Here is a 26432-nt window from a genome sequence, read left to right as displayed (position 1 = left end):
TTTTTCTGTCCGAGGGAAAGCTTTTTGTAAAGCTAAAGTATACGGACATAGGATTTGGAGGAGAATATTTTGAGCATCTTAGATATCTTAATCCTCCTGGCGCCGATCTTCTTTGTTATCGTGCTGGGTTGGTTTGCAGGACATTTTGGAAGTTATGATGCCAAGTCGGCAAAAGGGGTAAGTACGTTAGTAACGAAATACGCACTTCCAGCTCACTTTATCGCTGGTATTTTGACAACTTCCAGAAGTGAATTTTTATCACAAGTTCCATTAATGATTTCTTTAATTATTGGGATTGTTGGTTTCTATATCATCATTCTTTTGGTTTGCAGATTTATTTTCAAGTATGATTTAACGAACTCATCTGTATTTTCTTTGAACTCTGCACAGCCGACATTCGCGTTTATGGGTATTCCTGTATTGGGAAGCTTATTCGGAGCGAATGAAGTTGCGATTCCGATCGCGGTCACAGGTATCGTGGTAAACGCGATTCTTGATCCGCTCGCGATCATTATCGCTACTGTCGGTGAGACTTCTAAGAAAAACGAAGAGGGCGGCGACAGCTTCTGGAAGATGACAGGAAAATCAATCCTGCATGGTCTTTGTGAGCCGCTTGCAGCTGCTCCGTTAATCAGTATGATCTTAGTGTTGGTGTTCAACTTCACTCTTCCTGAGCTGGGTGTTAAAATGCTCGATCAGCTTGGAAGCACAACATCTGGTGTTGCTCTCTTTGCTGTCGGTGTTACCGTTGGTATTCGTAAAATTAAACTCAGTATGCCGGCTATCGGTATTGCGTTACTAAAAGTTGCGGTTCAGCCTGCGTTAATGTTCCTGATTGCTCTTGCAGTCGGACTTCCAGCTGACCAAATGACAAAAGCGATCCTTCTTGTTGCATTCCCTGGTTCTGCCGTTGCAGCCATGATTGCGACTCGTTTCGAGAAACAAGAAGAAGAAACTGCGACTGCGTTTGTGGTCAGTGCGATTCTGTCTTTGATTTCACTTCCAATCATTATCGCGCTTACTGCGTAACAAAAAAAGCTCCCTTTACGGGGAGCTTTTTGCTTTAGGTTTGAAATTTGAACAGTGACAGCAGCGGTTTTTTTCTTGTTTTGGTTTTTTCAGAAGCAGCAGCGGTCTCGGGGATCGGCTGAGCGGTGAATTCTTTCATTTGTGAGGTCAGTGATTGCAGGTCTGCAAGAATATCATCAATTTCTCTGCGGTGCTGAAGCAGCTGGTAAGATACTCCTTCATCGGCTTTTTGTTTCAGCTGGCGTTCCAGCTCCGAAATCCTTGCTATCAGTTCGTTTTCGTCCTGCCTTTGCTGTAAAAGGGTGTCCAGCTTTTGTTCAAGCTGCTCGATTCTTCGTTCTGTGTCGCCATTTGTTTTTTGGACAAGGAAGCCTGTGCGCTTTTTAGCGCTTTTCGGCAGATGAATATCCTGAATCGCCGTGCCTTCAGAGATTTGTTTTTGAACAGATTTTAGAACCTTCACGTCTTCTGCTGTGAACGAATAGTGTCCGAGCTCATTGCGTTCGGCAGGGAGATTCAGCTGCTTCACCCACCGCTGCACCGTTTTTGCGGAGACGCCGAGTTCACTTGCTACCATATTTGTATTCATGATCCCATACCTCCTTTTTAGCTAGGTATTCGACCATAGAATGCGGTTCCCTTCCCGTTAGACAAAACAAGAAAAGATTCGGCAAAGAAAGTGGGTATCTCCTTTTTTTCTTCAAAAAATATTATTGTTCATACAGTTCTAAAGGAAGCTGATCAGGATCAAAAAAGAAGGTGAAACGCTTTCCGGTCAGCAAATCTGTTCTGATCGGCTCTGTTTCGATTCCTTTTTCATGAAGCGCCTGAACCGCCTCATCCAAGCTGCTGACTGTAAAGGCGAGGTGACGCAGGCCTGCAGCTTCAGGCTGGGTTTGGCGTTCGGGCGGGTCGGGAAACGAGAACAGTTCAATGGCATACGAGCCGTTAAGCGACAAATCAAGCTTATAGGAGCCGCGCTCTTCGCGGTACGTTTCTTGAATCACCTGAAAACCAAGCTTATGTACGTAGAAAGCTTTCGACTTTTCGTAATCTGAACATATGATTGCAATATGATGTATGGATTTCAGCAACAATATCCCTCCTCGATTCCCAGTATAGCAGAGGAGGCTTTTAAAGCTGGGATTGAAATGCTTTTGACTGGGGTTAATCACTATACTATAATGAGAATGTTACGCACAGGAAAACAGAGGTGAAGACCGTGTTAGACCGTTTAAAATCAATCGAAGAACGATACGAAAAATTAAATGAGCTTTTAAGCGATCCAGAAGTAGTCAACGATCCGAAAAAGCTGAGAGAATATTCAAAAGAGCAATCTGATATACAAGAAACAGTTGACGTATATAGACAATACAGAGATGCGTCAGAACAGCTGGCTGATGCAAAAGCAATGCTTGAAGAGAAGCTGGACGCTGAGATGCGCGACATGGTGAAGGAAGAGATTTCTGAACTTCAGAAGGAAACGGAAACACTGTCAGAACGCTTGAAAGTGCTCTTGATCCCGAAAGATCCTAATGACGACAAAAACGTCATCATGGAGATTCGCGGAGCTGCAGGAGGCGAGGAAGCTGCTTTATTCGCTGGCAACCTGTACAGAATGTATTCCCGTTACGCTGAGCTTCAAGGCTGGAAGACAGAGGTCATGGAAGCGAATGTAACCGGAACAGGCGGCTACAAAGAGATCATCTTTATGATTACGGGAAGCGGCGCATATTCTAAACTCAAATATGAAAACGGCGCCCACCGCGTACAGCGTGTTCCGGAAACAGAATCGGGCGGACGTATCCATACATCCACTGCAACGGTAGCTTGTCTTCCTGAGGCGGAGGAGGTAGAGGTTGACATCCATGAGAAGGATATCCGCGTCGATACGTTTGCTTCAAGCGGACCGGGCGGACAAAGCGTCAACACAACAATGTCTGCCGTTCGTCTGACGCACTTGCCGACAGGTGTTGTTGTATCATGCCAGGATGAAAAATCTCAAATCAAGAACAAAGAAAAAGCAATGAAGGTTCTTCGTGCCAGAATCTATGATAAATTTCAGCAGGAAGCTCAGGCTGAATATGATCAAACACGGAAATCAGCAGTCGGATCTGGTGACCGTTCTGAACGTATCCGCACATACAACTTCCCGCAAAACCGTGTGACGGATCACAGAATCGGTTTGACGATTCAAAAGCTTGATCAGATTCTTGAAGGAAAACTTGACGAAGTGGTTGAAGCACTGATCGTAGAAGATCAGGCGAGCAAGCTTCAGCAGTCGGAAGGTTAAGATGAAGACGATATTCGAAGCCCTGAAATGGGCTTCTTCTTATTTAACCGAAGCGGGAAGAGAAGAAAATGCTGCCGAGCTGCTATTGCTTTATGATACTGGAATGGAGAGAAGCAGGCTGCTCGCCAGCTTGCAGGAACCGATTGGCGAAGACGAACTGTATCGCTTTACGCGTCACGTTGAGATGCATAAAGAGGGCGTGCCGGTTCAATACATTATCGGAAAAGAGTTTTTTTACGGGCGGGAATTTATGGTGAATGATGATGTGCTGATCCCGCGGCCGGAAACAGAAGAGGTTGTCCTTCATTTGCTTGAAAAATATCGTAATGTCTTTTCTGAAGATGACCGGCTCGAAGTCGTTGACGTTGGTACAGGGAGCGGCGCGATAGCCGTCACGCTTGCGCTTGAAAACCAAAGCTTTTCTGTGTCAGCAGTCGATATTTCGAAAGAGGCGCTGCAAGTCGCCTCTGCCAATGCAGAAAAACTTGGAGCGAATGTGCGCTTTTATCAGGGCGATCTGCTTGAGCCTTTTATTAAGGCGGGAAAAAAAGCAGATATCATTGTCTCGAACCCGCCATATATTTCAGAGGAAGAAATGGCTGATCTATCAGAAATTGTCCGTTTTCATGAGCCGCTGCACGCGCTCACCGATGGCGGAGACGGGCTGAAATTTTATAAGCGGTTTATGGAAGACATCCCGCTTGTCATGAAGGAGAACGTATTTGTCGTTTTTGAAATCGGCTGGAAACAGGGGGCGGCGGTCAAAGACCTGATCCTCAAGGCGTTTAAGGATGCGGAAGTGGAAGTGCTGAAAGATATTAATGGAAAAGACAGAACCATATGCGCTCTGATTCATAAAAATAAATAAGCAGCTTGCCGGCGAGTGAATGGATCAAGCTGTTGAACACCAGCAAAGGGGATGTAAACATGAAAAAGGCCCTGACAGCAGGAATCCTGCTCATCGCGATTGAGAGCATGATTGGCACCATTTTTTCACAGGCTCCTTCATATGAAGCGATTTTTGGCGTTGCGTCTCTCGTTTTAGTCGGGCTCGCGATCATCACATCGGGTTTTGCTGTAAGCGGAAGCGATCAGCGGGCAAACTACCATTCAGAAACCAAAGAAGGCCGTACATCACGTCTAAAAATGGCATCCGCTTTTTTTGTTGCGGCGATACCTTCCATTCTGTGTTATTTGCTGACGGTTTTGTTTTAATAAAAAAGGAAGCCTTTTAGGCTTCCTTTTTTTGCAATAAAACAGAGTCCCATATCCAATAGATAAGAGCTGTTAATACAGCGAAAAGATAGAAGGCTGTATTTTGAAACAGAGATTGTCCCGAAGGCTGAAGCACGCCGAAAATGATCGCGTTGGCAATAAAAGCAGCGGCAAGGTAATACAGCAGGTACAAAGGGCTGAACCGTTTCGGCTTTTTATTCATCATGATTTGAAGCGGCAGTGCGAAGATCAAATAAGGAAACAGAAAATAAAATGCCATTGTGATGAGAGCGGCAATAATAAATGAATGAATATAAATAACCGAATAAAGAACCGACATCGTGAATGCTGATAAGAGCACTGTATAATTGTATTTCATCTTAAACCTCCTAAAACACTATCGTACCATAAATAAGATTAACAGCTTGCTAGATTTTTTTCACCCTGCACGTTTACCCCAGGTTCTCCTTGTCCATAATAGGGCTAGAAACAAAGCACGGAGAGGAACGGTGGGGACCGATGAAAAAAACAGTAATCATTTGTATATATATCTTTCTTTTATTATCCGGAGCGCTCGTAGGGCTTGCGAAAGAAGAGACGGCACAGCAATCAGAAAATCAGCCGGTGGTCATACCAGATCAGGCGATTCGTTTGAGAATATTGGCAAACAGCGATAGTGATCAAGACCAGCAATTAAAACGTCATATCAGAGATGCGGTGAATAAAGAAATCACAACTTGGGTAAAGGATATTACTTCTATTGAAGAAGCGCGTCGTGTGATTCGCTCAAAGCTGCCTGAAATCAAAGCGATTGCAAAGGAAACGATGGAGAAAGAAGGAGCGAATCAGTCGGTATCCGTTGATTTTGACAAAATCTCATTTCCGACAAAGCTTTACGGCAACATGGTTTATCCAGCCGGTGAGTATGAAGCGATTTTGATCACGCTTGGAAACGGCGACGGCGCCAACTGGTGGTGTGTGCTGTTCCCACCCCTCTGCTTTCTCGATTTTTCTAACGGGGAAGCCGTCAAAGAACAAGAAGATAAAGAAGCCTCAAAAAAGCAGACTGAAAAAGTGCTTGAGGACGTAACCGCTAAAGCAGAGAAAGCAAAAAAAGAAGAGAAAGAAGAGAAGGAAGACGGCACAGAAGTGAAATTCTTCTTAGTCGAATGGATTTCCGACCTTTTTTCCTAATCATCTGGTCTAAAAATAGATTTGCCTCATAGATTTGAAGAAAGAACGAAAAACGGGGTGAACGAATGTTTTATCAACTGCGGGTGGCAAGGGAAAAAGACGGAGAGGTGCTTCAGGAATTTTTAAAACAGGCGAAAACCAGCTATGAAGGCGTGAAAGAAGGCTTCACTCAATTTCTTATGCTAGAGGACAATGAGAAAAACATTGCCGGCTGCCTCGGAATTGAAAAAATAAGCTGTGACCAGGGGCTGCTGCGGTCGCTGGTCATATCGGACAAGCTTCACCAAGGCCATATTGTCACGCTTTTTCAAAGCATGGAGGTGCTGTGCGAAAAGCATCAAATCAAAACCGTATATCTAGTAGCGAATCAGCTTTCCTCTGCGGACTTTCTGACGGCCATGGGATTTGAAAGAGCTGAAAGTGTACCGGAAGAACTGTTCTCTTCTGATCATTTCTGTGAATCGCGGCAAACAGAAGGGGCCGTTTTGATGAAAAAAACGTCTGGATAAATGCAGTTTATACACATACTTATCCACTTCTTTATTAGCGTTGTCCACAATTTGTGGATAACGCTTGTTTTATTACAGGACATCTTTTATACTTTCAAAAGGATTACACGCGTAAAACAATCGTTTTATTGTTGTGAATAAGGAGTTTGGTCAGAAATGAAAACGAAAAGATGGTTTGTGGATGTAACTGACGAGTTATCCACAAATGATCCACAAATTGCACAAGCAGCCGCTTTGCTTCGAGAAAATGAGGTCGTTGCCTTTCCGACAGAAACGGTATATGGCCTAGGCGCAAACGCGAAAAATACGGATGCCGTCCAAAAAATATATGAGGCAAAAGGGCGGCCGAGCGATAATCCCTTGATTGTCCACATCGCGGATATCAGCCAGCTTGAGGATTTAACGGGCCCAGCGCCGGAAAAGGCGAAAACATTGATGAAGCGGTTTTGGCCGGGAGCACTTACGCTCATTCTGCCTTGCAAACCCGGTGCGCTTTCACCTCGTGTAACGGCAGGTCTTGAAACCGTTGCTATTAGAATGCCGGATCATCCGCTTGCCCTTGCATTGATTCGTGAATCGGGGCTGCCGATTGCAGCACCGAGCGCCAATCTATCAGGCAAGCCAAGTCCCACAAAAGCGGGGCATGTGGCTCACGACTTGGATGGCCGCATAGCCGGTATTATGGATGGAGGCCCTACCGGAATCGGAGTCGAATCAACCGTGCTTTCATGTGAGGGCGACGTCCCTGTTCTCCTGCGCCCGGGCGGCATTACGAAGGAACAAATTGAAGCGGTGATCGGACCGATCCATGTGGATAAAGGGCTCAGCGACCAAAATGAGAAGCCGATTTCTCCAGGAATGAAATATACACATTATGCGCCGACAGCGCCGCTTGCCATTTGCGAAGGCAGCCCAGAGCGCATGCAGCACCTCATTCAAGAATATCAACAGGGCGGAAAACGGGTCGGTGTCCTGACAACAGAAGAAAACGCGGGCGTTTATTCCGCTGATTATGTAAAGAGCTGCGGAAGACGTGCTCAGCTTGAGACTGTTGCGGCAGGGCTGTATGATGCTTTACGCAGCTTTGATGAGAATTATGTGGATGTTATTATCTCGGAATCCTTTCCGGACACAGGTGTCGGTCTCGCCATTATGAACAGGCTGATGAAAGCCGCCGGAGGAAGAGTGATTCGCTGAAAGCAGTCGGATGTTCTAACCCTTTTTGGACACGCATAGGCTAAAAAAGCGGGGCGTGTCCAAGGGGGTTATTTATGTATGTCGGATTTGTTTATAGGCGAACTGATGACATTAAGCATCATGGCGTTTGCTTTAGGGATGGATGCTTTTTCTGTCGGCCTTGGAATGGGCATGGTCAAACTCAGAAAGAAGCAGATATTCTATATCGGTTTCATCATCGGCCTTTTTCACGTTATCATGCCTCTCGCGGGGATGGCGGCCGGTAACATGCTGTCAGGGCTCCTCGGCGTGTTAGCGGTTTATATCGGAGGGGCGCTGCTTTTTGTTCTTGGGGTTCAAATGCTTATGGCTTCTTTTAAACAGTCAGAAGAACGATTGATGTCGCCGGCAGGGCCGGGCTTATTGCTGTTTGCCGTCGGCGTCAGCCTTGACAGCTTTTCCGTCGGCTTGAGCTTGGGAATATACGGCTCGCATCCGCTCCTCACAATCACCCTTTTTGGGCTGTTCAGCATGATGCTGACATGGCTTGGCCTTTTGGTCGGAAAACAAGTGCAGTCATGGCTTGGCACATACAGCGAAGCGCTCGGGGGCATCATATTAATCGTATTCGGCCTAAAGCTGCTATTGCCAATTTAATATACCAATAAAAGAAACGAAGTCGCCGTTTCTTTTTTCTTCATATATAATAGAAAAAAATAAGGGGTGACTGACTTGGATATTATTTTTGTCTGTACTGGAAATACGTGCCGCAGCCCGATGGCTGAGGCGCTTTTTAAATCAATTGCAGAAACGGAAGGGCTGAATGTCAGTGTACGTTCGGCAGGCGTGTTTGCTTCGCCTAATGGGAGAGCGACGCCTCATGCAGTCGAAGCGCTGTTTGAAAAACACATTGCCCTAAATCATGTGTCTTCTCCATTAACTGAAGAACATATGGAATCGGCAGATTTGGTTCTGGCTATGACCCATCAGCACAAACAGATCATTGCCAGCCAATTTGGACGTTATCGTGATAAAGTGTTTACATTAAAAGAATATGTCACAGGCAGCCATGGGGATGTTATCGATCCGTTCGGCGGCTCAATTGACATCTATAAACAAACGCGAGATGAGCTTGAAGAACTTCTTCGGCAGCTGGCAAAACAGCTGAAAAAAGAAGGCAGGTAAGTTGCCAGAATATCTGCAAACAGGTCATTTGCAAATCCTGCGTGAAGGAGTAGAATATAGTGAAAAGCACATCATATGGTGTGAATCAAAGAGCGGACAGGCTGCGCGGTCAATAAAGCGGGCGGGCCGCATCACACACGCTGGGAGGAAAAGCAGATGAAAGTAGCCATTGCATCGGACCATGGCGGCGTTCACATTCGAAATGAAATCAAAGATTTAATGGACGAATTGCAAATTGAATATATTGATATGGGCTGCGACTGCGGCAGCGGCTCTGTCGATTATCCGGATTATGCTTTTCCGGTGGCCGAAAAAGTGGTTAGCGGCGAAGTTGACAGAGGAATTTTAATTTGCGGGACAGGCATCGGCATGAGCATTTCCGCAAATAAAGTAAAAGGGGTTCGCTGCGCGCTGGCGCACGATACCTTCAGCGCCAAGGCGACGAGGGAGCATAATGACACAAACATCCTTGCGATGGGTGAACGGGTGATCGGCCCTGGTCTGGCTCGGGAAATCGCAAAAATCTGGCTGACCACTGAGTTTACCGGGGGAAGACACCAAACGCGTATTGGAAAAATCTCAGATTATGAAGAGAAAAACCTGTAGGGGTGCTGTTTAATGAATGAGATGAAACAAACGTGGAAGGCGATGCTGTCTGAGTTTCAGGAACAAGCTGAATTGAAACAAGATCAGCTTTTCGTCCTTGGATGCAGCACGAGTGAAGTGGCCGGCAGCCGGATCGGCACATCGGGGAGTGTAGACATTGCAGAAAGCATCTTCAGCGGACTTGCCGAGCTTCGGGAAAAAACGGGAATCCATCTCGCGTTTCAATGCTGCGAGCATTTGAACAGAGCGCTTGTTGTCGAAGCAGACACGGCCCGGCTGTTCAGGCTTCCAACCGTTTCTGCCGTGCCCGTTCCAAAAGCGGGAGGCGCGATGGCGTCCTATGCGTTTAACCAGATGAAGTCTCCTGTTCTTGTTGAAACCATTCAGGCTGACGCAGGAATCGATATAGGCGATACGTTTATCGGCATGCATCTGAAGCCGGTGGCTGTCCCTGTGCGTGTCTCTCAAAACAGCCTCGGTTCAGCCCATGTGACATTCGCGCGTACACGGCCGAAACTAATCGGCGGAGTGCGGGCGGTTTATGATTGCGAATGAAAGGACTGCATGGCCAGTCTTTTCTTTTATTTTAAGACAGTGATATAAATTCCGAACTTTAAATTAAATTTAAGTTATCATTATTCGTTTTTACCAATAAAAATTTAGATTTTTTAAAAATAATCTTTTACATCAGCCTTAAAAACCATGTACAATAGTGATGGTAAAACAAAGAACAGGATACGGATAGGAGAGGATCTCGCTGATGAAACATTTACCTGCGCAAGACGAACAAGTGTTTAACGCCATTAAAAATGAGCGTGAACGCCAACAGACTAAGATCGAATTGATTGCTTCTGAGAACTTTGTAAGTGAAGCGGTTATGGAAGCACAAGGATCTGTTTTGACAAATAAATACGCAGAAGGATATCCGGGCAAACGCTACTACGGCGGATGCGAGCACGTCGATGTCGCTGAAGATATCGCTCGTGACCGCGCGAAGGAAATCTTTGGAGCGGAGCATGTAAACGTTCAGCCGCATTCAGGCGCACAAGCAAATATGGCAGTGTACTTCACGATTTTGGAGCAAGGCGATACTGTACTTGGGATGAACCTCTCCCACGGCGGCCATTTAACACACGGAAGCCCAGTCAACTTCAGCGGTGTTCAATATAACTTTGTTGAGTACGGCGTAGATAAAGAAACTCAATATATTGATTACGATGACGTGCGTGAAAAAGCCCTCGCTCATAAACCAAAGCTTATCGTAGCAGGAGCAAGTGCGTATCCTCGTACAATCGACTTTAAGAAATTCCGTGAAATTGCTGATGAAGTCGGCGCTTACTTCATGGTGGATATGGCGCATATCGCAGGACTTGTTGCGGCAGGCCTTCATCCAAACCCGGTTCCTTATGCTGATTTCGTTACAACAACAACACATAAAACACTTCGCGGTCCTCGCGGCGGTATGATCCTTTGCCGTGAAGAGTTTGGCAAGAAAATTGATAAATCAATCTTCCCTGGCATTCAAGGCGGCCCGCTGATGCACGTTATTGCCGCAAAAGCTGTTTCATTCGGCGAAGTATTGCAGGACGATTTCAAAACATATGCACAAAACGTCATTTCAAACGCGAAACGTTTGGCTGAAGCGTTAACGAAAGAGGGCATCCAGCTTGTTTCAGGCGGAACTGACAACCACCTTATCCTTGTTGACCTTCGTTCTCTCGGACTGACTGGTAAGGTTGCAGAGCACGTACTTGATGAAATCGGTATTACATCTAACAAAAACGCGATTCCATACGATCCTGAAAAACCTTTCGTTACAAGCGGTATCCGTCTTGGTACAGCTGCTGTAACCAGCCGCGGTTTTGACGGAGACGCATTGGAAGAAGTCGGTGCTATCATTGCGCTTGCATTGAAAAACCACGAAGATGAAGGGAAACTTGAAGAAGCAAGACAGCGTGTAGCTGCTCTGACTGATAAATTTCCTTTATATAAAGAATTAGATTATTAAGATCCAAAAAACCCGCTTGGGGCTTTATGCCAGGCGGGTTTTTTGACGATGTTCTTGAAACTCAATGTCTTTTTTTGTAGAATCAATAGAAGTGTGTAATTGTTGATGGGACAATAAAAAAGGAGCTGAAACACAGTATGGGAAAGGTTTATGTATTTGATCATCCTTTAATTCAGCACAAGCTGACATATATACGGAATGAAAATACAGGTACGAAGGATTTTAGAGAGTTAGTAGATGAAGTAGCCACACTTATGGCATTTGAAATTACCCGCGATCTTCCTTTGGAAGAAGTGGACATCAATACACCGGTTCAGGCTGCAAAATCGAAAGTCATCTCAGGGAAAAAACTCGGAGTGGTTCCTATCCTAAGAGCAGGATTGGGAATGGTTGACGGCATTTTAAAGCTGATTCCCGCTGCAAAAGTGGGGCATGTCGGCCTTTACCGTGATCCTGAAACCTTAAAACCCGTGGAATACTATGTCAAGCTTCCTTCTGATGTGGAAGAGCGTGAATTCATCGTGGTTGACCCGATGCTCGCTACAGGCGGTTCCGCAGTTGAAGCCATTCACAGCCTCAAAAAACGCGGTGCGAAAAATATCCGTTTCATGTGTCTTGTAGCAGCGCCGGAGGGTGTGGAAGAATTGCAGAAGCATCATTCGGACGTTGATATTTACATCGCGGCGCTTGATGAAAAATTAAACGAAAAAGGCTATATTGTTCCAGGTCTCGGAGACGCGGGAGACCGCATGTTTGGAACAAAATAAAAAAGAAAACCCCAAAATAAAGGGGGTTCTTTTTTTATCCAGTTTTTTGATATTCGGTCAATTTGTATACAATTATAGGTGAAAATGTGAACATTCTGTGGAGACGTAAAGTATAAAAAGTTTTTTAACTTTAAACAGATTGACACATGTTAGGGGCTATTGTATGCTAAACGAGGGTATTATGAGAAGGTTTTCATAGCTTTCATTATAGTCCTCATCCCCAATGTAAATCCTCTCAGCAAACCCGTATTATGAGGATTTATTTAAGCGAATGAAACAGCATCCCTGCAAGGCTTGCGGATGAATGATTTTTTCGAACAGGCCCGTTTTTTGCCGATCAAAAAAGGTCTTCTACTAAGGGTTAACCGCTGATTTTTGCCGTATCCAAGCTATACATTATTTTTTCATCAGGAGACAGATAATTGATGGACGATCCCAAGCTTACATTTAGCAGACAACGCAAATATTTATTGTTCATTTTGGCAGTGTATGTACTGGGTTATGGTTTAACAGCGTATAAAACCGTTTTTTTAGGCCTTATTCTGGGAACTGTTTTCAGTTTGTTTAATTTTTTACTGCTCGTCAGGAGAATGAATGCTTTTGACAGAGCTGTTGAGAAAGGAAAGTCCATACGATCTCTCGGGAGCGCAGCGCGGTGGTGCAATGCGATTCTTGCTGTGGCTGTCGCCTATAAAAATCCCGAATATTTTCATATGGCAAGTACAGTTATTGGATTAATGACAATATACCCTGTCATTATGATAGATTCCTTTATCCAGCTTAAACGTTCATCAATGGAAGAGAGGTGAAAACCCTTTGAATCATGGTTACAGAACTATAGAATTTCTAGGTCTTACTTTTAATCTGACAAACATTCTGATGATTACTGTGGCGAGTGTGATTGTTTTATTGATTGCTATATTAACGACAAGAACGCTTTCGATCCGTCCTGGAAAAGCCCAGAACTTTATGGAATGGATTGTTGATTTCGTCCGCAATATTATTGGCAGTACAATGGATTTAAAAACAGGGGCTAACTTCTTGGCACTTGGTGTCACATTGCTGATGTACATATTTGTGTCGAATATGCTGGGGCTGCCGTTTTCTATTACAATCGGACATGAGCTCTGGTGGAAGTCTCCGACAGCGGATCCTGCCATTACATTAACGCTAGCCGTGATGGTTGTTGCTTTAACCCACTACTATGGTGTGAAGATGAAAGGGCTCAAGGAATATTCCAAAGACTATTTGAGACCTGTGCCATTCATGCTCCCGATGAAAATCATCGAAGAGTTTGCGAATACGCTGACTCTCGGTTTGCGGCTTTATGGTAACATCTTCGCCGGAGAAATTCTTCTCGGCCTGCTTGCAGGATTAGCGACAAGTCACTATTCGCAAAGCGTGGCTCTCGGTCTTGTCGGTACAGTCGGCGCGATTCTGCCGATGCTGGCATGGCAAGCATTCAGTTTATTTATTGGTGCCATCCAGGCATTTATCTTTACGATGCTGACGATGGTGTACATGTCTCATAAAATCAGTCATGATCATTAAAACATTATATCCAAACGGATAACATTTTAAAGGAGGAACTTTTTCATGAATTTAATAGCAGCTGCGATCGCAATTGGTTTAGGCGCACTTGGTGCAGGTATTGGTAACGGTTTGATTGTTTCACGTACGGTAGAGGGGATTGCCCGTCAACCGGAAGCAGGTAAAGAACTAAGAACTCTTATGTTCATGGGTATCGCATTAGTTGAAGCCCTTCCTATTATCGCTGTCGTTATCGCATTCTTAGCGTTCTTTGGCTAAGCATAAAAGCCTTATATGAACTAAAAATGGCGAAGATCATTCCAAGAGAACCTTCGCCATTGCTTTATGTCTGATAAGCATCCCGCCTTGCCGGCTGAAAAGAGACAAGTGCGGCTGCTGGATCAGCAAAGAAAAACCTGCAGAAGGGAGTTGCCGTAGTAGATGTCTCAATTACCACTTGAACTAGGATTGTCGTTTAACGGCGGAGATATCCTGTTCCAACTGTTAGCTATGTTAATCTTATTAGCGCTTCTGAAGAAATACGCTTTAGGGCCGCTATTAAACATAATGAAACAGCGTGAAGACCACATCGCTGGAGAAATTACGTCTGCTGAAGAAAAAAATAAAGAAGCGCAGCAGCTGATTGAAGAGCAGCGCGTTCTTTTAAAAGAAGCAAGACAGGAATCCCAAACTCTTATCGAAAACGCAAAGAAACTGGGAGAGAAGCAAAAAGAAGAGATTATTCAGGCTGCACGTGCAGAATCTGAACGTCTGAAAGAAGCAGCAAGAACTGAAATCGTGAAGGAAAAAGAACAGGCGGTTTCTGCTCTCCGTGAGCAAGTAGCGTCTCTTTCTGTCATGATTGCGTCGAAAGTGATCGAAAAAGAACTGGATGAACAAGCTCAAGAGAAATTAATCCAGGACTATCTTAAAGAGGTAGGAGAAAGCCGATGAGTGGATCAGCTGTCTCTAAACGATATGCATCAGCTCTTTTTGATATAGCCAATGAGTCTGCTCAGCTGAATCAAGTAGAAGAAGAGCTAATTGTTGTAAAACAAGTATTTCAAAATGAAAAAGCGCTTAATGATGTGTTAAACCATCCGAAGGTGCCGGCTGCGAAGAAAAAAGAGCTGATTCAACATGCATTTGGCTCTTTGTCACAGTCCGTACTCAATACGATTTTTCTTTTGATTGACCGCCATCGTGCCGCGATTGTCCCTGAGCTCACAGATGAGTTTATCAAACTCGCAAATGTGGCCCGTCAAACAGAAGACGCTATCGTATATTCAGTGAAACCGCTGACGGATGCAGAAATGTTACCATTATCACAAGTGTTTGCAAAAAAAGCCGGAGTCGCTTCATTGAGAATCAGAAATGAAGTGCAGACGGATTTAATAGGCGGCATTAAAGTCCGCATTGGAAACCGGATTTATGACGGCAGCGTAAGCGGGAAGCTTCAGCGCATCGAACGTCAATTAGCCGGAGAAAATCGATAGAAGGGGTGAAACCTAAGTGAGCATCAAAGCTGAAGAGATTAGCACACTGATAAAACAGCAAATACAAAATTATCAATCTGATATTGAAGTTCAAGACGTAGGTACAGTCATCCAAGTCGGTGACGGTATTGCTCGTGTGCACGGCCTTGACAACTGTATGGCCGGTGAACTTGTCGAATTTTCAAACGGTGTTTTGGGTATGGCTCAAAACCTTGAAGAATCAAACGTAGGTATCGTCATCTTAGGACCTTTCAGTGAGATCCGTGAGGGAGACGAAGTAAAAAGAACAGGCCGCATCATGGAGGTCCCTGTTGGTGAAGAGTTAATCGGCCGTATCGTAAATCCGCTAGGCCAGCCGGTAGACGGACTTGGCCCGATCCTGACAAGCAAAACTCGTCCGATCGAAAGCCCTGCGCCAGGCGTTATGGACCGTAAATCCGTTCATGAACCGCTTCAAACCGGTATCAAAGCGATCGATGCACTGATTCCAATCGGACGCGGCCAGCGTGAGCTGATCATCGGCGACCGTCAAACAGGTAAAACTTCTGTTGCGATCGATGCGATCCTAAACCAAAAAGACCAAGACATGATCTGCGTATATGTTGCGATCGGTCAAAAAGAATCAACAGTCCGCGGCGTAGTAGAAACATTGCGTAAACACGGCGCGCTTGATTATACAATTGTTGTAACGGCGTCTGCGTCACAGCCGGCACCGCTTCTGTACCTGGCACCGTATGCTGGGGTTACAATGGCAGAAGAATTTATGTACAGCGGCAAGCATGTTCTTGTTGTATATGATGATCTTTCTAAACAAGCAGCTGCTTACCGTGAGCTGTCCTTGCTTCTTCGCCGTCCGCCAGGCCGTGAAGCGTTCCCTGGGGATGTATTCTATCTTCATTCCCGTCTGCTTGAGCGTGCAGCAAAGCTTAGCGACGCGAAAGGCGCAGGATCAATTACAGCTCTGCCGTTCGTAGAAACACAAGCCGGAGATATCTCTGCTTATATTCCGACGAACGTCATTTCCATCACCGACGGACAGATCTTCCTGCAATCTGATTTGTTCTTCTCAGGCGTACGTCCAGCGATCAACGCCGGATTGTCTGTATCCCGTGTCGGCGGCTCAGCGCAAATCAAAGCGATGAAAAAAGTATCAGGTACTTTGCGTCTTGACCTTGCGTCATACCGTGAGCTGGAAGCATTCGCTCAATTCGGTTCTGACCTCGACCAAGCGACTCAGGCAAAACTGAACCGCGGTGCGCGTACAGTTGAAGTGCTGAAGCAGGATCTGAACAAGCCGCTTCCGGTTGAAAACCAAGTAGCCATTCTTTATGCGCTGACAAAAGGATATCTTGATGATATTCCTGTGGCGGATATCAGACGTTTTGAAGAAGAGTACTACATGTACCTTGACCAAAACCATAGAGACCTGCTTGACGGAATTGCGAAAACAGGAAACCTTCCTGCTGATGAAGACTTCAAAGCTGCAATCGAAGGCTTCAAACGTACATTTGCACCAAGCAACTAACTCGAATGCTGATGAGAGAAAAAGGTTCTCTTTTTCTCTCTTTTTACGCAGATGAAGAGAAAAGGTGGTGAAATCTTTGGCCTCATTACGCGATATTAAGTCAAGGATCACGTCAACGAAAAAAACGAGCCAGATTACAAAAGCCATGCAGATGGTATCTGCGGCTAAGCTGAATCGTGCTGAAAACAATGCAAAATCATTTGTGCCATATATGGATAAAATCCAAGAGGTTGTGTCAAACGTCGGGAGAGTTTCCGGCAACGTGAAGCATCCGATGCTTCTCAGCAGAGAAGTGAAAAAAACGGCATACCTTGTCATTACGTCTGACCGCGGTCTTGCCGGCGCTTTTAACAGTTCGGTTTTACGAAGTGCTTATCAGGCCATGCAGGAACGTCATCAGTCTAAGGATGAGTATGCGGTGATTGCCATCGGAAGAGTGGGCCGTGATTTCTTTAGGAAGCGTGAGATTCCGATCATTTCCGAGTTAACAGGGCTTGGAGATGAAGTAACGTTTACAGAAATTAAGGATCTTGCCCGTCAAACGATCCAAATGTTTATAGACGGTGCGTTTGATGAACTGCACCTTGTTTATAACCATTTTGTCAGCGCCATTTCTCAAGAAGTAACGGAGAAAAAACTTCTGCCGTTATCTGATTTGGGCAGCAGCGGCGGAAAAAGAACGGCGTCTTATGAATTTGAACCATCTGAAGAGGAGGTTCTGGAGGTTTTGCTTCCTCAATATGCAGAAAGCTTAATCTTCGGTGCGCTTCTTGACAGTAAAGCAAGTGAGCACGCTGCAAGAATGACGGCGATGAAAAATGCGACGGACAACGCGAAGGAACTTATCGATTCACTTTCGCTTTCATACAACCGCGCTCGCCAAGCAGCCATCACACAAGAAATTACGGAAATTGTCGGCGGAGCAGCCGCTTTAGAATAGGAAGATTTTGTCAGGAGGGATAGCGATGAAGAAAGGACGCGTTAGCCAGGTATTAGGACCGGTCGTCGACGTGCGTTTTGAAGACGGTCACTTGCCTGAAATTTATAATGCGATTAAAATTTCACAGCCAGCTGCAAGTGAAAACGAAGTAGGTATTGATTTAACGCTTGAGGTCGCTCTTCATTTAGGTGATGATACAGTACGTACAATCGCAATGGCATCTACGGATGGTGTTCAGCGCGGTATGGAAGCTGTAGATACAGGAGCGCCAATCTCAGTACCGGTTGGTGATGTAACACTCGGACGTGTATTTAACGTTCTCGGAGAAAATATTGATTTGAATGAGCCGGTTCCTGCGGATGCGAAAAAGGATCCGATTCACAGACAGGCGCCATCATTCGATCAGCTTTCAACAGAAGTTGAAATTCTTGAAACAGGTATTAAAGTTGTTGACTTGCTTGCTCCTTACATCAAGGGCGGTAAAATCGGATTGTTCGGCGGTGCCGGTGTAGGTAAAACCGTATTAATCCAGGAATTAATCAACAACATCGCGCAAGAGCATGGCGGTATCTCTGTATTCGCCGGCGTAGGAGAGCGTACTCGTGAAGGGAACGACCTTTTCTATGAAATGAGTGACTCTGGCGTAATCAACAAAACAGCCATGGTATTCGGACAAATGAACGAGCCGCCGGGCGCACGTATGCGTGTTGCTTTGACAGGCCTTACAATGGCTGAGCACTTCCGTGATGTACAAGGACAGGACGTACTGTTCTTCATCGATAACATTTTCCGTTTCACACAAGCGGGTTCTGAGGTTTCAGCCCTTCTTGGCCGTATGCCTTCAGCGGTTGGTTATCAGCCGACGCTTGCAACTGAAATGGGTCAGCTCCAAGAGCGTATCACGTCTACGAACGTTGGATCAGTTACATCTATCCAGGCGATCTACGTGCCTGCCGATGACTACACTGACCCAGCGCCGGCGACAACGTTCGCTCACTTGGATGCGACAACAAACCTTGAGCGTAAATTAACTGAAATGGGTATTTACCCTGCGGTTGATCCGTTGGCATCTACATCACGCGCCCTTGCTCCTGAAATTGTTGGAGAAGAGCATTATGCTGTTGCACGTGAAGTACAGTCAACGCTTCAGCGTTACAAAGAGCTTCAAGATATCATTGCGATTCTCGGTATGGATGAATTAAGTGATGAAGACAAGCTTGTCGTTCAACGCGCACGCCGTATCCAGTTCTTCCTTTCTCAAAACTTCCACGTGGCTGAACAGTTCACTGGACAAAAAGGTTCTTACGTGCCTGTAAAAGAGACGGTACAAGGCTTCAAAGAAATCTTAGCCGGTAAATACGACCATCTTCCAGAAGATGCGTTCCGTCTTGTAGGCCGTATCGAAGAAGTTGTTGAGAAAGCAAAAGAAATGGGTGTAGAAGTTTAATCTGGTCCTAGGAGGGTAAAAGCATGAAGACCGTTAAAGTCAATATCGTTACTCCCGACGGCCCAGTATACGATGCGGATATCGAAATGGTGAGTGTGAGAGCCGAAAGCGGCGATCTCGGTATTTTGCCAGGTCATATTCCAACCGTGGCTCCTCTTAAAATCGGCGCTGTCCGTCTGAAAAAAGACGGACAGACTGAAATGGTTGCCGTCAGCGGCGGATTTGTAGAAGTCCGTCCTGATCAGGTCACCATCCTAGCCCAGGCTGCCGAGACAGCGGAAGGCATCGATAAAGAGCGCGCTGAAGCTGCACGCCAGCGGGCGCAGGAGCGTTTGAATTCTCAATCAGATGATACTGACATTCGTCGGGCTGAGCTTGCGTTACAGCGGGCTTTGAACAGATTGGATGTAGCAGGGAAATAAGAAAAAAATCCTTCTCTTTATGAGAAGGATTTTTTTATGAACGCACTAGAGAATCAAACAGCGACAGCAGCGGGCGATCCTCTTTTTGGCGCAAGTATAAACCATCACAGGTATTCATGGTATTCCACGATTTGCGATGTCTTCTAAAGCCCAGTGTATAAGCGCCGTCTTTATACGGATAAGGTTTTACAACCCATTCAGCATCTTCATGGCGGGCAATCACGCAATCTATAAGATAAACACTGATCATTTTCTCGAATTCTTCAATAGGAAGATTCCAATCAGCAAGCAAAAGCTCTTGTATACTTTGAAAATAGAGGTTTTCCAGCTCTTCAAGGCTTTCTCTCGTATAGGTAAGAGAAATGTTAAAAAACTGACACAATTCATTCAGTTCTTCAATCTGTGACTGTCTATAATCATAATAGAATGCAATTGCTTCCCATTCCTGTTCAAAAATTGGCAGGTCCTCACCATATTGCTTTTCAGGCTGAAAAAAAGAATGATTCACATTTGCCAGCTCCTTTCCAATAAAGTATATCATGTAAAAGAATCACACTTTAAGTGGGGGTTAGCCCTAGATTTGGCTGATTATTCCGTTCTGTATAAAATGTATCATCTTTATCTGCGCTTCTTATATAATAAGAAAGGGTATGAGCGCAGAGAAAGGAGTGTAATAGATGAGTGTATTGGGACAGCAGGCTGCAATCGGCATTGTCGTTCACCTGATTTTTATAGCAGTGACTTGGTGGGCGCTGCAAGCCGTCAATATAGATCCGTTAATCAAAAAAGGCAAAGTCGTGCAGGCAAGACTCCTGATGATTTTGCTGACAATCGCTATTGGAACGGCGGTTGCGAATTTCTTTTTAGATTACCTCAATTATTCACAGCAGCTTCCCTATCTATTTTAATAGGTTTTGACTATCGTCATCATGGGAATGGTTGGAGGAAGCGGGGTTGAAGCTATAGCTCGAGTTTTGACGAAGATTTTTACGTATGGCGCCTCTTGCCTCCGGTAAAACTGGGGATAAGGGGGAGAGATAAACATGAAGAAAAAACAAGTAAGCCACGCCATTATGATTTCCGTCATGTTAAGCTTCGTCATTGCTGTTTTCCATACCATTCATGCGAGTGAATTAACGCCGTTGGCACAAATAGCAGAGGGGATGGAACGCCAAGATGTGTCAATAGATAAGTGGACATTGCATGCAAAACAAAACATGTCACTGACCGAAAAAGAATTTGATCAAAAAGTGCAACGTTTAAAATCAGAGTATCGTCAATATGATTGGACGATTGCACAGGAAGATAAAGTCGTAAAGGCAATTGGCACATATACTGACAAAAAAAATCGCACTTCTTTTAGACTGCAGCTTGTCACAACCCTCAAAAAACACAACCCAACTTCGTATTTATTATATGAGCAAATGAGTCTTGAGACACCGGATAGCTGGAATGATACATATGAACAGTTTGAACGGGAGACACTTGGGATATTCCAAGAAAAAGTAGTTATTTTTACTTGTCTAAATGGTCATTTAGATGATAATATGAATATTGTTTTGCAAAAAAAAGCAAATCAGTTATTAAATGAATTTCAAGCAAGATCAGTAGAACATGTAGTTGAGCCAAATTTCGTTTCTATTTCTGCGTTTACAGATGAGTGGGAAGAGTACATTATGACCTCGAAACATAAGATGAATTTGCAAATTGCACTTAGAAGTGCAGGAATGGGCGGAAAACATACCGTTACGGTTGGCACACCAATCGTTACGACTGAATATTAATATAGAGAATTTAGGGACGCGGAGGGGAATACCTTGGAAAAAATCATCGTCCGCGGCGGTCAGAAGTTAAACGGCACAGTCAAAGTTGAAGGCGCTAAAAATGCCGTTTTACCTGTTATCGCTGCATCTTTATTAGCAAGTGAAGAAAAAAGCGTAATTTGTGATGTACCTACGCTCTCCGATGTATATACAATTAACGAAGTGTTGCGTCATTTAGGAGCAGATGTGCATTTTGAGAATAATGAAGTGACTGTGAATGCTTCATACGCTTTGCAAACTGAAGCACCTTTTGAATATGTTCGTAAAATGCGTGCGTCTGTGCTTGTCATGGGGCCGCTTCTTGCGCGTACAGGTCATGCAAGAGTTGCGCTTCCGGGTGGATGCGCAATTGGTTCCAGACCGATTGATCAGCATTTAAAAGGTTTTGAAGCAATGGGCGCTGAAATCAAAGTCGGTAATGGCTTCATTGAAGCTGAAGTAAAAGGCCGACTGCAAGGCGCAAAAATTTATCTGGACTTCCCAAGTGTAGGAGCTACAGAGAACCTGATTATGGCAGCTGCTTTAGCTGAAGGAACAACAACGCTGGAAAACGTGGCAAAAGAACCCGAAATCGTTGATTTAGCAAACTATATCAACGGCATGGGCGGAAAAATCCGCGGAGCTGGCACCGGCACCATCAAAATTGAAGGAGTCGAAAAGCTTCACGGCGTAAAACACCATATTATTCCTGACCGTATTGAAGCGGGCACATTTATGGTTGCTGCTGCAATCACTGAAGGAAACGTATTAGTAAAAGGAGCGGTTCCTGAGCACCTTACCTCTTTAATCGCAAAAATGGAAGAGATGGGTGTAACAATTAAGGATGAAGGTGAAGGCCTGCGTGTCATCGGCCCGAAAGAACTGAAACCGATTGATATCAAAACAATGCCTCACCCAGGCTTCCCGACTGATATGCAGTCACAAATGATGGCGCTTCTGCTTCGTGCAAGCGGCACAAGCATGATTACAGAAACTGTTTTTGAAAACCGTTTTATGCATGCGGAAGAATTCCGCCGTATGAATGGTGATATCAAGATTGAAGGACGTTCTGTCATCATTAACGGTCCTGTACAGCTTCAGGGAGCTGAAGTTGCAGCGACTGATTTGCGTGCAGGTGCAGCGCTGATTCTTGCGGGGTTAGTGGCTGAAGGTCATACACGTGTTACTGAACTGAAGCACTTAGACCGCGGTTACGTTGGTTTCCATAAGAAGCTTGCCGCTCTGGGCGCAGACATCGAACGTGTAAATGATGAGTCTGCTTCTGAGCAAGAGAATAAAGAAGTCGTTTCTGACTTAAATGCATAAACTTACTTGAAAATCAGTATGTCACTCTGGCATACTGGTTTTTTATTTTTTGTGTATTATCATCATTATGCGCAAAATAGCAAAAAAGAATACGTAAATGACAAATAAAGTTTCTGTCCAAAACGAGAGTCATATTAGCTTGTCCCTGCCCATAGACTAGACTAGAGTCGAATCCCGAGCAGGAGGCAGCTGAATATGAAACAATTCGCAATCACACTATCCGTACTATGTGCATTGATTCTCTTGGTTCCCACCCTTTTGGTTATACCGTTCCAGCATAATAAGGAAGCGGGGGCCAGTGTAGAATCAGAAAAGACAGCAGTCAGCACGAAACCAGCATCGAAAGGAGCAGAAACATTGAAGACATCACCTGTTTCTATTCCCGTCTATCGAACCGCAAATCAATCCGTAGAAAACATTCCGCTTGAAGAGTATGTGATTGGAGTCGTCGCCTCCGAAATGCCGGCAACCTTTAAACCTGAAGCGCTGAAAGCCCAGGCCCTCGCCGCCAGAACATTTATTGTCAGACTGATGGTGTCAAATTCAGCGGTTGAGGCCCCTAAAGGTTCACTGGTGGATGATACACAGATGTTCCAGGTGTATAAAAACAAAGCGGAGCTAAAAAAGCAGTGGGGCACAAGCTATGAAGCAAAACTGAAGAAAATCACAGATGCGGTTGCCAGTACGCAAGGCAAAATCCTAACGTACAACAACCAGCCGATTGAAGCCTCCTTTTTCTCCACAAGCAATGGCTACACAGAGAATGCAGAAGCTTATTGGACAAGTGCTATCCCATATTTAAAAAGTGTCAAAAGCCCATGGGATAAAAAGTCTCCGAAATATAAGTCAACAAAAACCTTTACAGCGGCAGAGTTTGAGCAAAAGCTTGGCGTCAAGCTGGATGGGTCTAGCGCAGTAGGAAGGATTACCGGAGAGACACCGGGCCACCAGGTCGCAACAGCTGTCATTAACGGCAAGACGCTGAAAGGAAGAGACATACGTGAAAAGCTAGGTCTCAACTCCGCCGATTTTGATTGGAAGCGAAATGGAGACACAATTACAGTCACGACGAGAGGATTTGGCCACGGTGTAGGGATGAGCCAATACGGAGCGAATTTTATGGCGAAAGAAGGAAAAACGGTTGATGACATCGTGAAGTACTATTATCAGGGCACACAAATTTCTGAGGCCGATTCGTTTTTGAATAAATATATGGCGAAAAAGTAGAAAAAGACGCTCATTGAGCGTCTTTTTCTATTCCTGAATGTCTTTTATCTAAGGACGGTTGAAACGGTTTAGAGGAGCTTCTGGCAGTCTTTAAGGACCAGTCCTTTTTTCCTGATTGCAGGTTTTAAGATTGTGGTAAAGTCATCCACATTTGTCGACAGACTTCGACAGACTCATATAACGAAAGCCGAAAGGCGGACAATCTTCTTTTTTCATAGGAGCGTTAGGTGGAAATCACTAATAAAAACATAGGTTTCTATGCAAAAGTAAACAACAGCAATGGGGAAGCCCGCCCTATTTATTTCTCGGTTTTTGTCGATTACGATAGGTTATGTTCAGCGTTGAACATCTGCACGCAGAAACAAATTGGTAAAGGGGTACGAACATGAAGAAAAGATTTTCACTGATCATGATGACGGGATTGTTATTTGGATTAACTTCACCTGCTTTTGCAGCTGAAAAGAAAGAAACGGAGGCTAAAGCTCCTGCGAACGTGGCAGTCTTGCTTGATGCCAGCGGAAGTATGGCGAAAAGAATAGACGGTGTCTCTAAATTTAATTCAGCCAAAAAAGAAATTTCAAAGTTTGCAAGCTCACTGCCAGAAGGAACTCAGGTGAAAATGAGTGTGTTTGGCTCTGAAGGAAACAATAAAAATTCCGGAAAAGTTCAGTCATGTGAAGCCATTCGCAACGTATACGGCTTCCAAAGCTTTAACGAGCAAAGCTTCCTCAATTCTCTTAATACAATTGGGCCGACTGGCTGGACGCCAATTGCCAAAGCGCTGAATGAGGCGAAATCTTCTTTTGACCAGCTTGACGCAAAAGTGGAAAAAGTGGTGTATCTGTTGACAGACGGTGAGGAAACGTGCGGAGGAAATCCGATTAAAACAGCAAAGGAACTGCAAAAAGACAATATCACTGTGAATGTGATCGGTTTTGATTATAAAGAGGGATACAAAGGCCAGCTGAACGCGATTGCGAAAGTAGGCGGCGGTGAATACTTCCCTGCTTATACACAAAAAGATGTTGAGAAAATCTTCACTCAGCAATCATTGATGTTATCTAAATAAGAAAAAAAGAGGCTGATAGCGGTCAGCCTCTTTTTGGTATGTAACATAATGTTCAAAAGTAATCAGGTATCAGCCTGTAGCATAGTAGCAGATTTCCGTTTTTCTGTGATGATCAAGGCGAAAAAAGAATGAATCATGTCACAATCTGTATATGCTTTTTGGGCGAAAAAGGCTACATATCATCGGCATTTCAAGTGATTTTGAACAGAAAGTGAAAGCAGCACAAAAGGCAGCTTGCCCTATATCTTTTTGCATTTTCATATTCTAGCATAAAGAAGAATCCAGCTATAGTTGGAAAATATGATAAAGAAAGGAAGAAAAACATGACGATAAATATTAAAGTATATTCCGATTATGTCTGTCCATTCTGTTTTCTCGGAAAAGACCAATTCGAAAAAGCGATCGAAGGCAAAGATGTGGAAGTCGAGTGGCTGCCATTCGAACTGAGGCCGCGCCCATCGGAGCAGCTTGATCCGTTAAATGATCCATCAAAATTGGCAATGTGGGACGGCGCCATTAAGCCGCGAATCGAGGCTTGGGGCGTCAACATGAAGCTGCCAAACGTCTCACCGCATCCTTATACAGATTTGGCTCATGAAGGCTATCACTTTGCAAAAGAACACGGTAAAGCGAAAGCGTACAATGACCGGGTTTATCAAGCCTTTTTCCAGGAAGATCAAAATATTGGCGACATCGACGTATTAACAGCGCTGGCTAAAGAAGCCGGACTGGATGAGCAGGCTTTTAAAGAAGCTTTAAGCTCCAGAACATATCAGGACGTGCAGCGGAAGGCGCTCCAACACGCTTACGAAGAAGCAGGCATTACGGCCGTTCCGACATTTATCATTGGCAATGAACGGATCGCCGGGGCCGCTGCGAGGGAAGTGTTTGAACAGGTGATCGAAAAAGAAAGCAAACAAAAACCTGTTGACGGCTTGCAGTGCGACCTTGACGGAAATAACTGCTGAGCAGGAAAAATGAGCGATTTGAAGAACCCTTTAATAGGGTTCTTTTTTATACCGGAAAGAAGAGGGAAGACAGTTGACACTCCATCATTTTATTGCAGCCGATCAGGAGCTTCCGTTGGGGAGCTTCCAGGACCAAACAAAAGAAGGTTTGATTAGCATCGATGAGCTTGATCAAGGGTACGAAATGATCAAAACAAAATTCAGCAAGCCGTTTGTGTATGAGGCAACCGGCTGTTTGCATAGACCCGGAAATGGTATACGAGCGCTATTCAGCTATATCAATTCAAATATTGCCGATGGCGAAGATATTGAAGTTTACTCTTGCTGGGACGGTGAGGAAGACAGAGAAAAAGACGACCGCTTAGACTTTTTTATTGATCTAAAGGCTCTTCAGCTGGGCAAGCATGTCAAGCTGGATAAAAAGAAATACATCGATGAAATTGCAGGCATGTTTTATTTTGAGGAGCGGCAGCTGGTCAAGATTCGTAAATAAAACATTTGCTGGCGCAGGGTTTTCACACCTTTTTTCGGCCGGTTCATTTAGATGTTCAATCAGTGCACGCGCATTGTCATAGCTCACAGGCTAAGTACGATTAAGGATGCAGATCTCATATTAGTGCTAAAAGACGGAGAGATTCAAGAGATGGGCAACCATTTACAATTGATTCGCAACCAAGGGTTTTACACCAAATTGTACA

At 44.7% G+C, this 26432-nt stretch carries 33 protein-coding genes; 29 read left to right on the top strand and 4 right to left on the bottom strand.

Features of this window, described 5'->3' with window-relative positions:
• Positions 1-69: 69 nt before the first annotated feature.
• Entirely contained in the window at positions 70-1029 is a 960-nt protein-coding gene (locus C1T29_RS22220; RefSeq protein ID WP_103749264.1) for an AEC family transporter, read from the top strand.
• A gap of 34 nt (positions 1030-1063) precedes the next feature.
• On the opposite strand, the gene racA is transcribed toward C1T29_RS22220, so the two are convergent.
• Together racA and C1T29_RS22210 are read right to left on the bottom strand one after the other, a co-directional pair.
• Positions 1064-1618 (bottom strand): chromosome-anchoring protein RacA, encoded by a 555-nt coding sequence (gene racA / locus C1T29_RS22215; RefSeq protein ID WP_069150493.1) that lies wholly within the window; start codon positions 1616-1618, stop codon positions 1064-1066.
• A gap of 121 nt (positions 1619-1739) precedes the next feature.
• On the bottom strand, positions 1740-2126 hold the full coding sequence (locus C1T29_RS22210) for an SMU1112c/YaeR family gloxylase I-like metalloprotein (RefSeq protein ID WP_080488049.1): 387 nt from the start codon (positions 2124-2126) through the stop codon (positions 1740-1742).
• A 125-nt stretch (positions 2127-2251) separates the two neighbouring features.
• On the opposite strand from C1T29_RS22210, the gene prfA reads away from it, so the two are divergent.
• The 3 genes from prfA to C1T29_RS22195 are packed head-to-tail and all read left to right on the top strand — an operon-like array spanning position 2252 to position 4537.
• Positions 2252-3322: a peptide chain release factor 1 gene (gene prfA, locus C1T29_RS22205; protein WP_003227645.1), complete on the top strand. Its 1071-nt coding sequence runs from the start codon at positions 2252-2254 to the stop codon at positions 3320-3322.
• Position 3323: 1 nt separating this feature from the next.
• Complete coding sequence (gene prmC / locus C1T29_RS22200; RefSeq protein WP_103749265.1) at positions 3324-4190, top strand: peptide chain release factor N(5)-glutamine methyltransferase; 867 nt, start codon at positions 3324-3326, stop codon at positions 4188-4190.
• 59 nt (positions 4191-4249) lie between these two features.
• Positions 4250-4537, top strand: coding sequence for a DUF5316 family protein (locus C1T29_RS22195; RefSeq protein WP_103749266.1), 288 nt, complete (start codon positions 4250-4252; stop codon positions 4535-4537).
• 16 nt (positions 4538-4553) lie between these two features.
• Here the strand turns inward: C1T29_RS22195 and C1T29_RS22190 are convergent, their stop codons facing one another.
• On the bottom strand, positions 4554-4916 hold the full coding sequence (locus tag C1T29_RS22190; RefSeq protein WP_014478265.1) for a UPF0715 family protein: 363 nt from the start codon (positions 4914-4916) through the stop codon (positions 4554-4556).
• Positions 4917-5056: 140 nt separating this feature from the next.
• On the opposite strand from C1T29_RS22190, the gene spoIIR reads away from it, so the two are divergent.
• From spoIIR to C1T29_RS22100, 18 genes are all read left to right on the top strand, one after another.
• Positions 5057-5731: a stage II sporulation protein R gene (gene spoIIR, locus C1T29_RS22185; protein WP_069150490.1), complete on the top strand. Its 675-nt coding sequence runs from the start codon at positions 5057-5059 to the stop codon at positions 5729-5731.
• A gap of 65 nt (positions 5732-5796) precedes the next feature.
• Entirely contained in the window at positions 5797-6240 is a 444-nt protein-coding gene (locus C1T29_RS22180; protein WP_103749267.1) for a GNAT family N-acetyltransferase, read from the top strand.
• 156 nt (positions 6241-6396) lie between these two features.
• Positions 6397-7437 carry an L-threonylcarbamoyladenylate synthase gene (locus C1T29_RS22175; RefSeq protein ID WP_095432238.1) on the top strand — a complete coding sequence of 347 codons (1041 nt, stop codon included), beginning with the start codon at positions 6397-6399 and terminating at the stop codon, positions 7435-7437.
• 78 nt (positions 7438-7515) lie between these two features.
• Complete coding sequence (locus C1T29_RS22170) at positions 7516-8073, top strand: manganese efflux pump MntP (protein WP_069150488.1); 558 nt, start codon at positions 7516-7518, stop codon at positions 8071-8073.
• A gap of 75 nt (positions 8074-8148) precedes the next feature.
• Complete coding sequence (gene prpB / locus C1T29_RS22165; protein WP_040081549.1) at positions 8149-8601, top strand: protein arginine phosphatase PrpB; 453 nt, start codon at positions 8149-8151, stop codon at positions 8599-8601.
• Between the two features lie 156 nt (positions 8602-8757).
• Complete coding sequence (rpiB, locus tag C1T29_RS22160; protein ID WP_095432237.1) at positions 8758-9207, top strand: ribose 5-phosphate isomerase B; 450 nt, start codon at positions 8758-8760, stop codon at positions 9205-9207.
• 12 nt (positions 9208-9219) lie between these two features.
• A complete protein-coding gene (locus C1T29_RS22155; RefSeq protein WP_095432236.1) occupies positions 9220-9762 on the top strand; it encodes a TIGR01440 family protein in 543 nt (180 codons plus the stop codon).
• A 205-nt stretch (positions 9763-9967) separates the two neighbouring features.
• Positions 9968-11215, top strand: a complete 1248-nt coding sequence (gene glyA, locus C1T29_RS22150) for a serine hydroxymethyltransferase (RefSeq protein ID WP_014665721.1) — start codon at positions 9968-9970, stop codon at positions 11213-11215.
• Between the two features lie 137 nt (positions 11216-11352).
• Positions 11353-11982 carry a uracil phosphoribosyltransferase gene (gene upp / locus C1T29_RS22145; RefSeq protein ID WP_003227670.1) on the top strand — a complete coding sequence of 210 codons (630 nt, stop codon included), beginning with the start codon at positions 11353-11355 and terminating at the stop codon, positions 11980-11982.
• A 425-nt stretch (positions 11983-12407) separates the two neighbouring features.
• Positions 12408-12791, top strand: coding sequence for an ATP synthase subunit I (gene atpI / locus C1T29_RS22140; protein ID WP_003243159.1), 384 nt, complete (start codon positions 12408-12410; stop codon positions 12789-12791).
• 7 nt (positions 12792-12798) lie between these two features.
• A complete protein-coding gene (gene atpB, locus C1T29_RS22135; RefSeq protein WP_014665720.1) occupies positions 12799-13533 on the top strand; it encodes a F0F1 ATP synthase subunit A in 735 nt (244 codons plus the stop codon).
• A gap of 45 nt (positions 13534-13578) precedes the next feature.
• Complete coding sequence (gene atpE, locus C1T29_RS22130) at positions 13579-13791, top strand: F0F1 ATP synthase subunit C (RefSeq protein ID WP_003151167.1); 213 nt, start codon at positions 13579-13581, stop codon at positions 13789-13791.
• 162 nt (positions 13792-13953) lie between these two features.
• A complete protein-coding gene (atpF, locus tag C1T29_RS22125; protein ID WP_003244051.1) occupies positions 13954-14466 on the top strand; it encodes a F0F1 ATP synthase subunit B in 513 nt (170 codons plus the stop codon).
• Positions 14463-15008, top strand: a complete 546-nt coding sequence (locus C1T29_RS22120; protein ID WP_014665718.1) for a F0F1 ATP synthase subunit delta — start codon at positions 14463-14465, stop codon at positions 15006-15008. Before atpF ends, C1T29_RS22120 begins: the two co-directional genes overlap by 4 nt.
• Positions 15009-15024: 16 nt before the next feature.
• On the top strand, positions 15025-16533 hold the full coding sequence (gene atpA, locus C1T29_RS22115; RefSeq protein ID WP_040081551.1) for a F0F1 ATP synthase subunit alpha: 1509 nt from the start codon (positions 15025-15027) through the stop codon (positions 16531-16533).
• A gap of 76 nt (positions 16534-16609) precedes the next feature.
• Positions 16610-17473, top strand: a complete 864-nt coding sequence (gene atpG / locus C1T29_RS22110; protein WP_040081552.1) for an ATP synthase F1 subunit gamma — start codon at positions 16610-16612, stop codon at positions 17471-17473.
• 25 nt (positions 17474-17498) lie between these two features.
• Positions 17499-18920: a F0F1 ATP synthase subunit beta gene (gene atpD, locus C1T29_RS22105; RefSeq protein ID WP_003235764.1), complete on the top strand. Its 1422-nt coding sequence runs from the start codon at positions 17499-17501 to the stop codon at positions 18918-18920.
• Between the two features lie 23 nt (positions 18921-18943).
• On the top strand, positions 18944-19342 hold the full coding sequence (locus C1T29_RS22100) for a F0F1 ATP synthase subunit epsilon (protein ID WP_014478254.1): 399 nt from the start codon (positions 18944-18946) through the stop codon (positions 19340-19342).
• Positions 19343-19376: 34 nt separating this feature from the next.
• On the opposite strand, the gene C1T29_RS22095 is transcribed toward C1T29_RS22100, so the two are convergent.
• Complete coding sequence (locus C1T29_RS22095) at positions 19377-19850, bottom strand: hypothetical protein (RefSeq protein ID WP_041521440.1); 474 nt, start codon at positions 19848-19850, stop codon at positions 19377-19379.
• 169 nt (positions 19851-20019) lie between these two features.
• Here C1T29_RS22095 and C1T29_RS22090 point away from each other — a divergent pair, with 169 nt between their 5' ends.
• The 7 genes from C1T29_RS22090 (at position 20020) to C1T29_RS22060 (ending at position 26227) form a co-directional block, all read left to right on the top strand.
• Positions 20020-20250 carry a DUF1146 family protein gene (locus C1T29_RS22090; RefSeq protein WP_003227691.1) on the top strand — a complete coding sequence of 77 codons (231 nt, stop codon included), beginning with the start codon at positions 20020-20022 and terminating at the stop codon, positions 20248-20250.
• Between the two features lie 135 nt (positions 20251-20385).
• Positions 20386-21126 (top strand): YwmB family TATA-box binding protein, encoded by a 741-nt coding sequence (locus tag C1T29_RS22085; RefSeq protein ID WP_040081554.1) that lies wholly within the window; start codon positions 20386-20388, stop codon positions 21124-21126.
• Between the two features lie 33 nt (positions 21127-21159).
• Complete coding sequence (gene murA, locus C1T29_RS22080) at positions 21160-22470, top strand: UDP-N-acetylglucosamine 1-carboxyvinyltransferase (protein WP_040081555.1); 1311 nt, start codon at positions 21160-21162, stop codon at positions 22468-22470.
• Positions 22471-22665: 195 nt separating this feature from the next.
• Positions 22666-23697 (top strand): stage II sporulation protein D, encoded by a 1032-nt coding sequence (spoIID, locus tag C1T29_RS22075; RefSeq protein WP_095432234.1) that lies wholly within the window; start codon positions 22666-22668, stop codon positions 23695-23697.
• A 385-nt stretch (positions 23698-24082) separates the two neighbouring features.
• Entirely contained in the window at positions 24083-24766 is a 684-nt protein-coding gene (locus tag C1T29_RS22070; RefSeq protein WP_103749268.1) for a vWA domain-containing protein, read from the top strand.
• A 323-nt stretch (positions 24767-25089) separates the two neighbouring features.
• Positions 25090-25734 carry a DsbA family oxidoreductase gene (locus C1T29_RS22065; protein WP_103750375.1) on the top strand — a complete coding sequence of 215 codons (645 nt, stop codon included), beginning with the start codon at positions 25090-25092 and terminating at the stop codon, positions 25732-25734.
• Positions 25735-25807: 73 nt separating this feature from the next.
• Entirely contained in the window at positions 25808-26227 is a 420-nt protein-coding gene (locus tag C1T29_RS22060) for a hypothetical protein (protein ID WP_103750374.1), read from the top strand.
• Positions 26228-26432: the final 205 nt, after the last annotated feature.

This window comes from Bacillus sp. MBGLi79 (assembly GCF_002953915.1).
The sequence above is the reverse complement of the archived record's forward strand: the minus strand, read 5'-3'. Positions and strand labels throughout refer to the sequence as shown.

What these genes read in the sequence shown, in the direction of transcription:
- racA (WP_069150493.1), bottom strand. Translation starts at nt 1,618, where the DNA reads ATGAATACAAATATGGTAGCAAGTGAACTCGGCGTCTCCGCAAAAACG.
- prmC (WP_103749265.1), top strand. Translation starts at nt 3,324, where the DNA reads ATGAAGACGATATTCGAAGCCCTGAAATGGGCTTCTTCTTATTTAACC.
- C1T29_RS22195 (WP_103749266.1), top strand. Translation starts at nt 4,250, where the DNA reads ATGAAAAAGGCCCTGACAGCAGGAATCCTGCTCATCGCGATTGAGAGC.
- C1T29_RS22190 (WP_014478265.1), bottom strand. Translation starts at nt 4,916, where the DNA reads ATGAAATACAATTATACAGTGCTCTTATCAGCATTCACGATGTCGGTT.
- spoIIR (WP_069150490.1), top strand. Translation starts at nt 5,057, where the DNA reads ATGAAAAAAACAGTAATCATTTGTATATATATCTTTCTTTTATTATCC.
- C1T29_RS22180 (WP_103749267.1), top strand. Translation starts at nt 5,797, where the DNA reads ATGTTTTATCAACTGCGGGTGGCAAGGGAAAAAGACGGAGAGGTGCTT.
- C1T29_RS22175 (WP_095432238.1), top strand. Translation starts at nt 6,397, where the DNA reads ATGAAAACGAAAAGATGGTTTGTGGATGTAACTGACGAGTTATCCACA.
- C1T29_RS22170 (WP_069150488.1), top strand. Translation starts at nt 7,516, where the DNA reads ATGTCGGATTTGTTTATAGGCGAACTGATGACATTAAGCATCATGGCG.
- rpiB (WP_095432237.1), top strand. Translation starts at nt 8,758, where the DNA reads ATGAAAGTAGCCATTGCATCGGACCATGGCGGCGTTCACATTCGAAAT.
- C1T29_RS22155 (WP_095432236.1), top strand. Translation starts at nt 9,220, where the DNA reads ATGAATGAGATGAAACAAACGTGGAAGGCGATGCTGTCTGAGTTTCAG.
- glyA (WP_014665721.1), top strand. Translation starts at nt 9,968, where the DNA reads ATGAAACATTTACCTGCGCAAGACGAACAAGTGTTTAACGCCATTAAA.
- upp (WP_003227670.1), top strand. Translation starts at nt 11,353, where the DNA reads ATGGGAAAGGTTTATGTATTTGATCATCCTTTAATTCAGCACAAGCTG.
- atpI (WP_003243159.1), top strand. Translation starts at nt 12,408, where the DNA reads ATGGACGATCCCAAGCTTACATTTAGCAGACAACGCAAATATTTATTG.
- atpE (WP_003151167.1), top strand. Translation starts at nt 13,579, where the DNA reads ATGAATTTAATAGCAGCTGCGATCGCAATTGGTTTAGGCGCACTTGGT.
- atpF (WP_003244051.1), top strand. Translation starts at nt 13,954, where the DNA reads ATGTCTCAATTACCACTTGAACTAGGATTGTCGTTTAACGGCGGAGAT.
- C1T29_RS22120 (WP_014665718.1), top strand. Translation starts at nt 14,463, where the DNA reads ATGAGTGGATCAGCTGTCTCTAAACGATATGCATCAGCTCTTTTTGAT.
- atpD (WP_003235764.1), top strand. Translation starts at nt 17,499, where the DNA reads ATGAAGAAAGGACGCGTTAGCCAGGTATTAGGACCGGTCGTCGACGTG.
- C1T29_RS22100 (WP_014478254.1), top strand. Translation starts at nt 18,944, where the DNA reads ATGAAGACCGTTAAAGTCAATATCGTTACTCCCGACGGCCCAGTATAC.
- C1T29_RS22090 (WP_003227691.1), top strand. Translation starts at nt 20,020, where the DNA reads ATGAGTGTATTGGGACAGCAGGCTGCAATCGGCATTGTCGTTCACCTG.
- C1T29_RS22085 (WP_040081554.1), top strand. Translation starts at nt 20,386, where the DNA reads ATGAAGAAAAAACAAGTAAGCCACGCCATTATGATTTCCGTCATGTTA.
- spoIID (WP_095432234.1), top strand. Translation starts at nt 22,666, where the DNA reads ATGAAACAATTCGCAATCACACTATCCGTACTATGTGCATTGATTCTC.
- C1T29_RS22070 (WP_103749268.1), top strand. Translation starts at nt 24,083, where the DNA reads ATGAAGAAAAGATTTTCACTGATCATGATGACGGGATTGTTATTTGGA.
- C1T29_RS22065 (WP_103750375.1), top strand. Translation starts at nt 25,090, where the DNA reads ATGACGATAAATATTAAAGTATATTCCGATTATGTCTGTCCATTCTGT.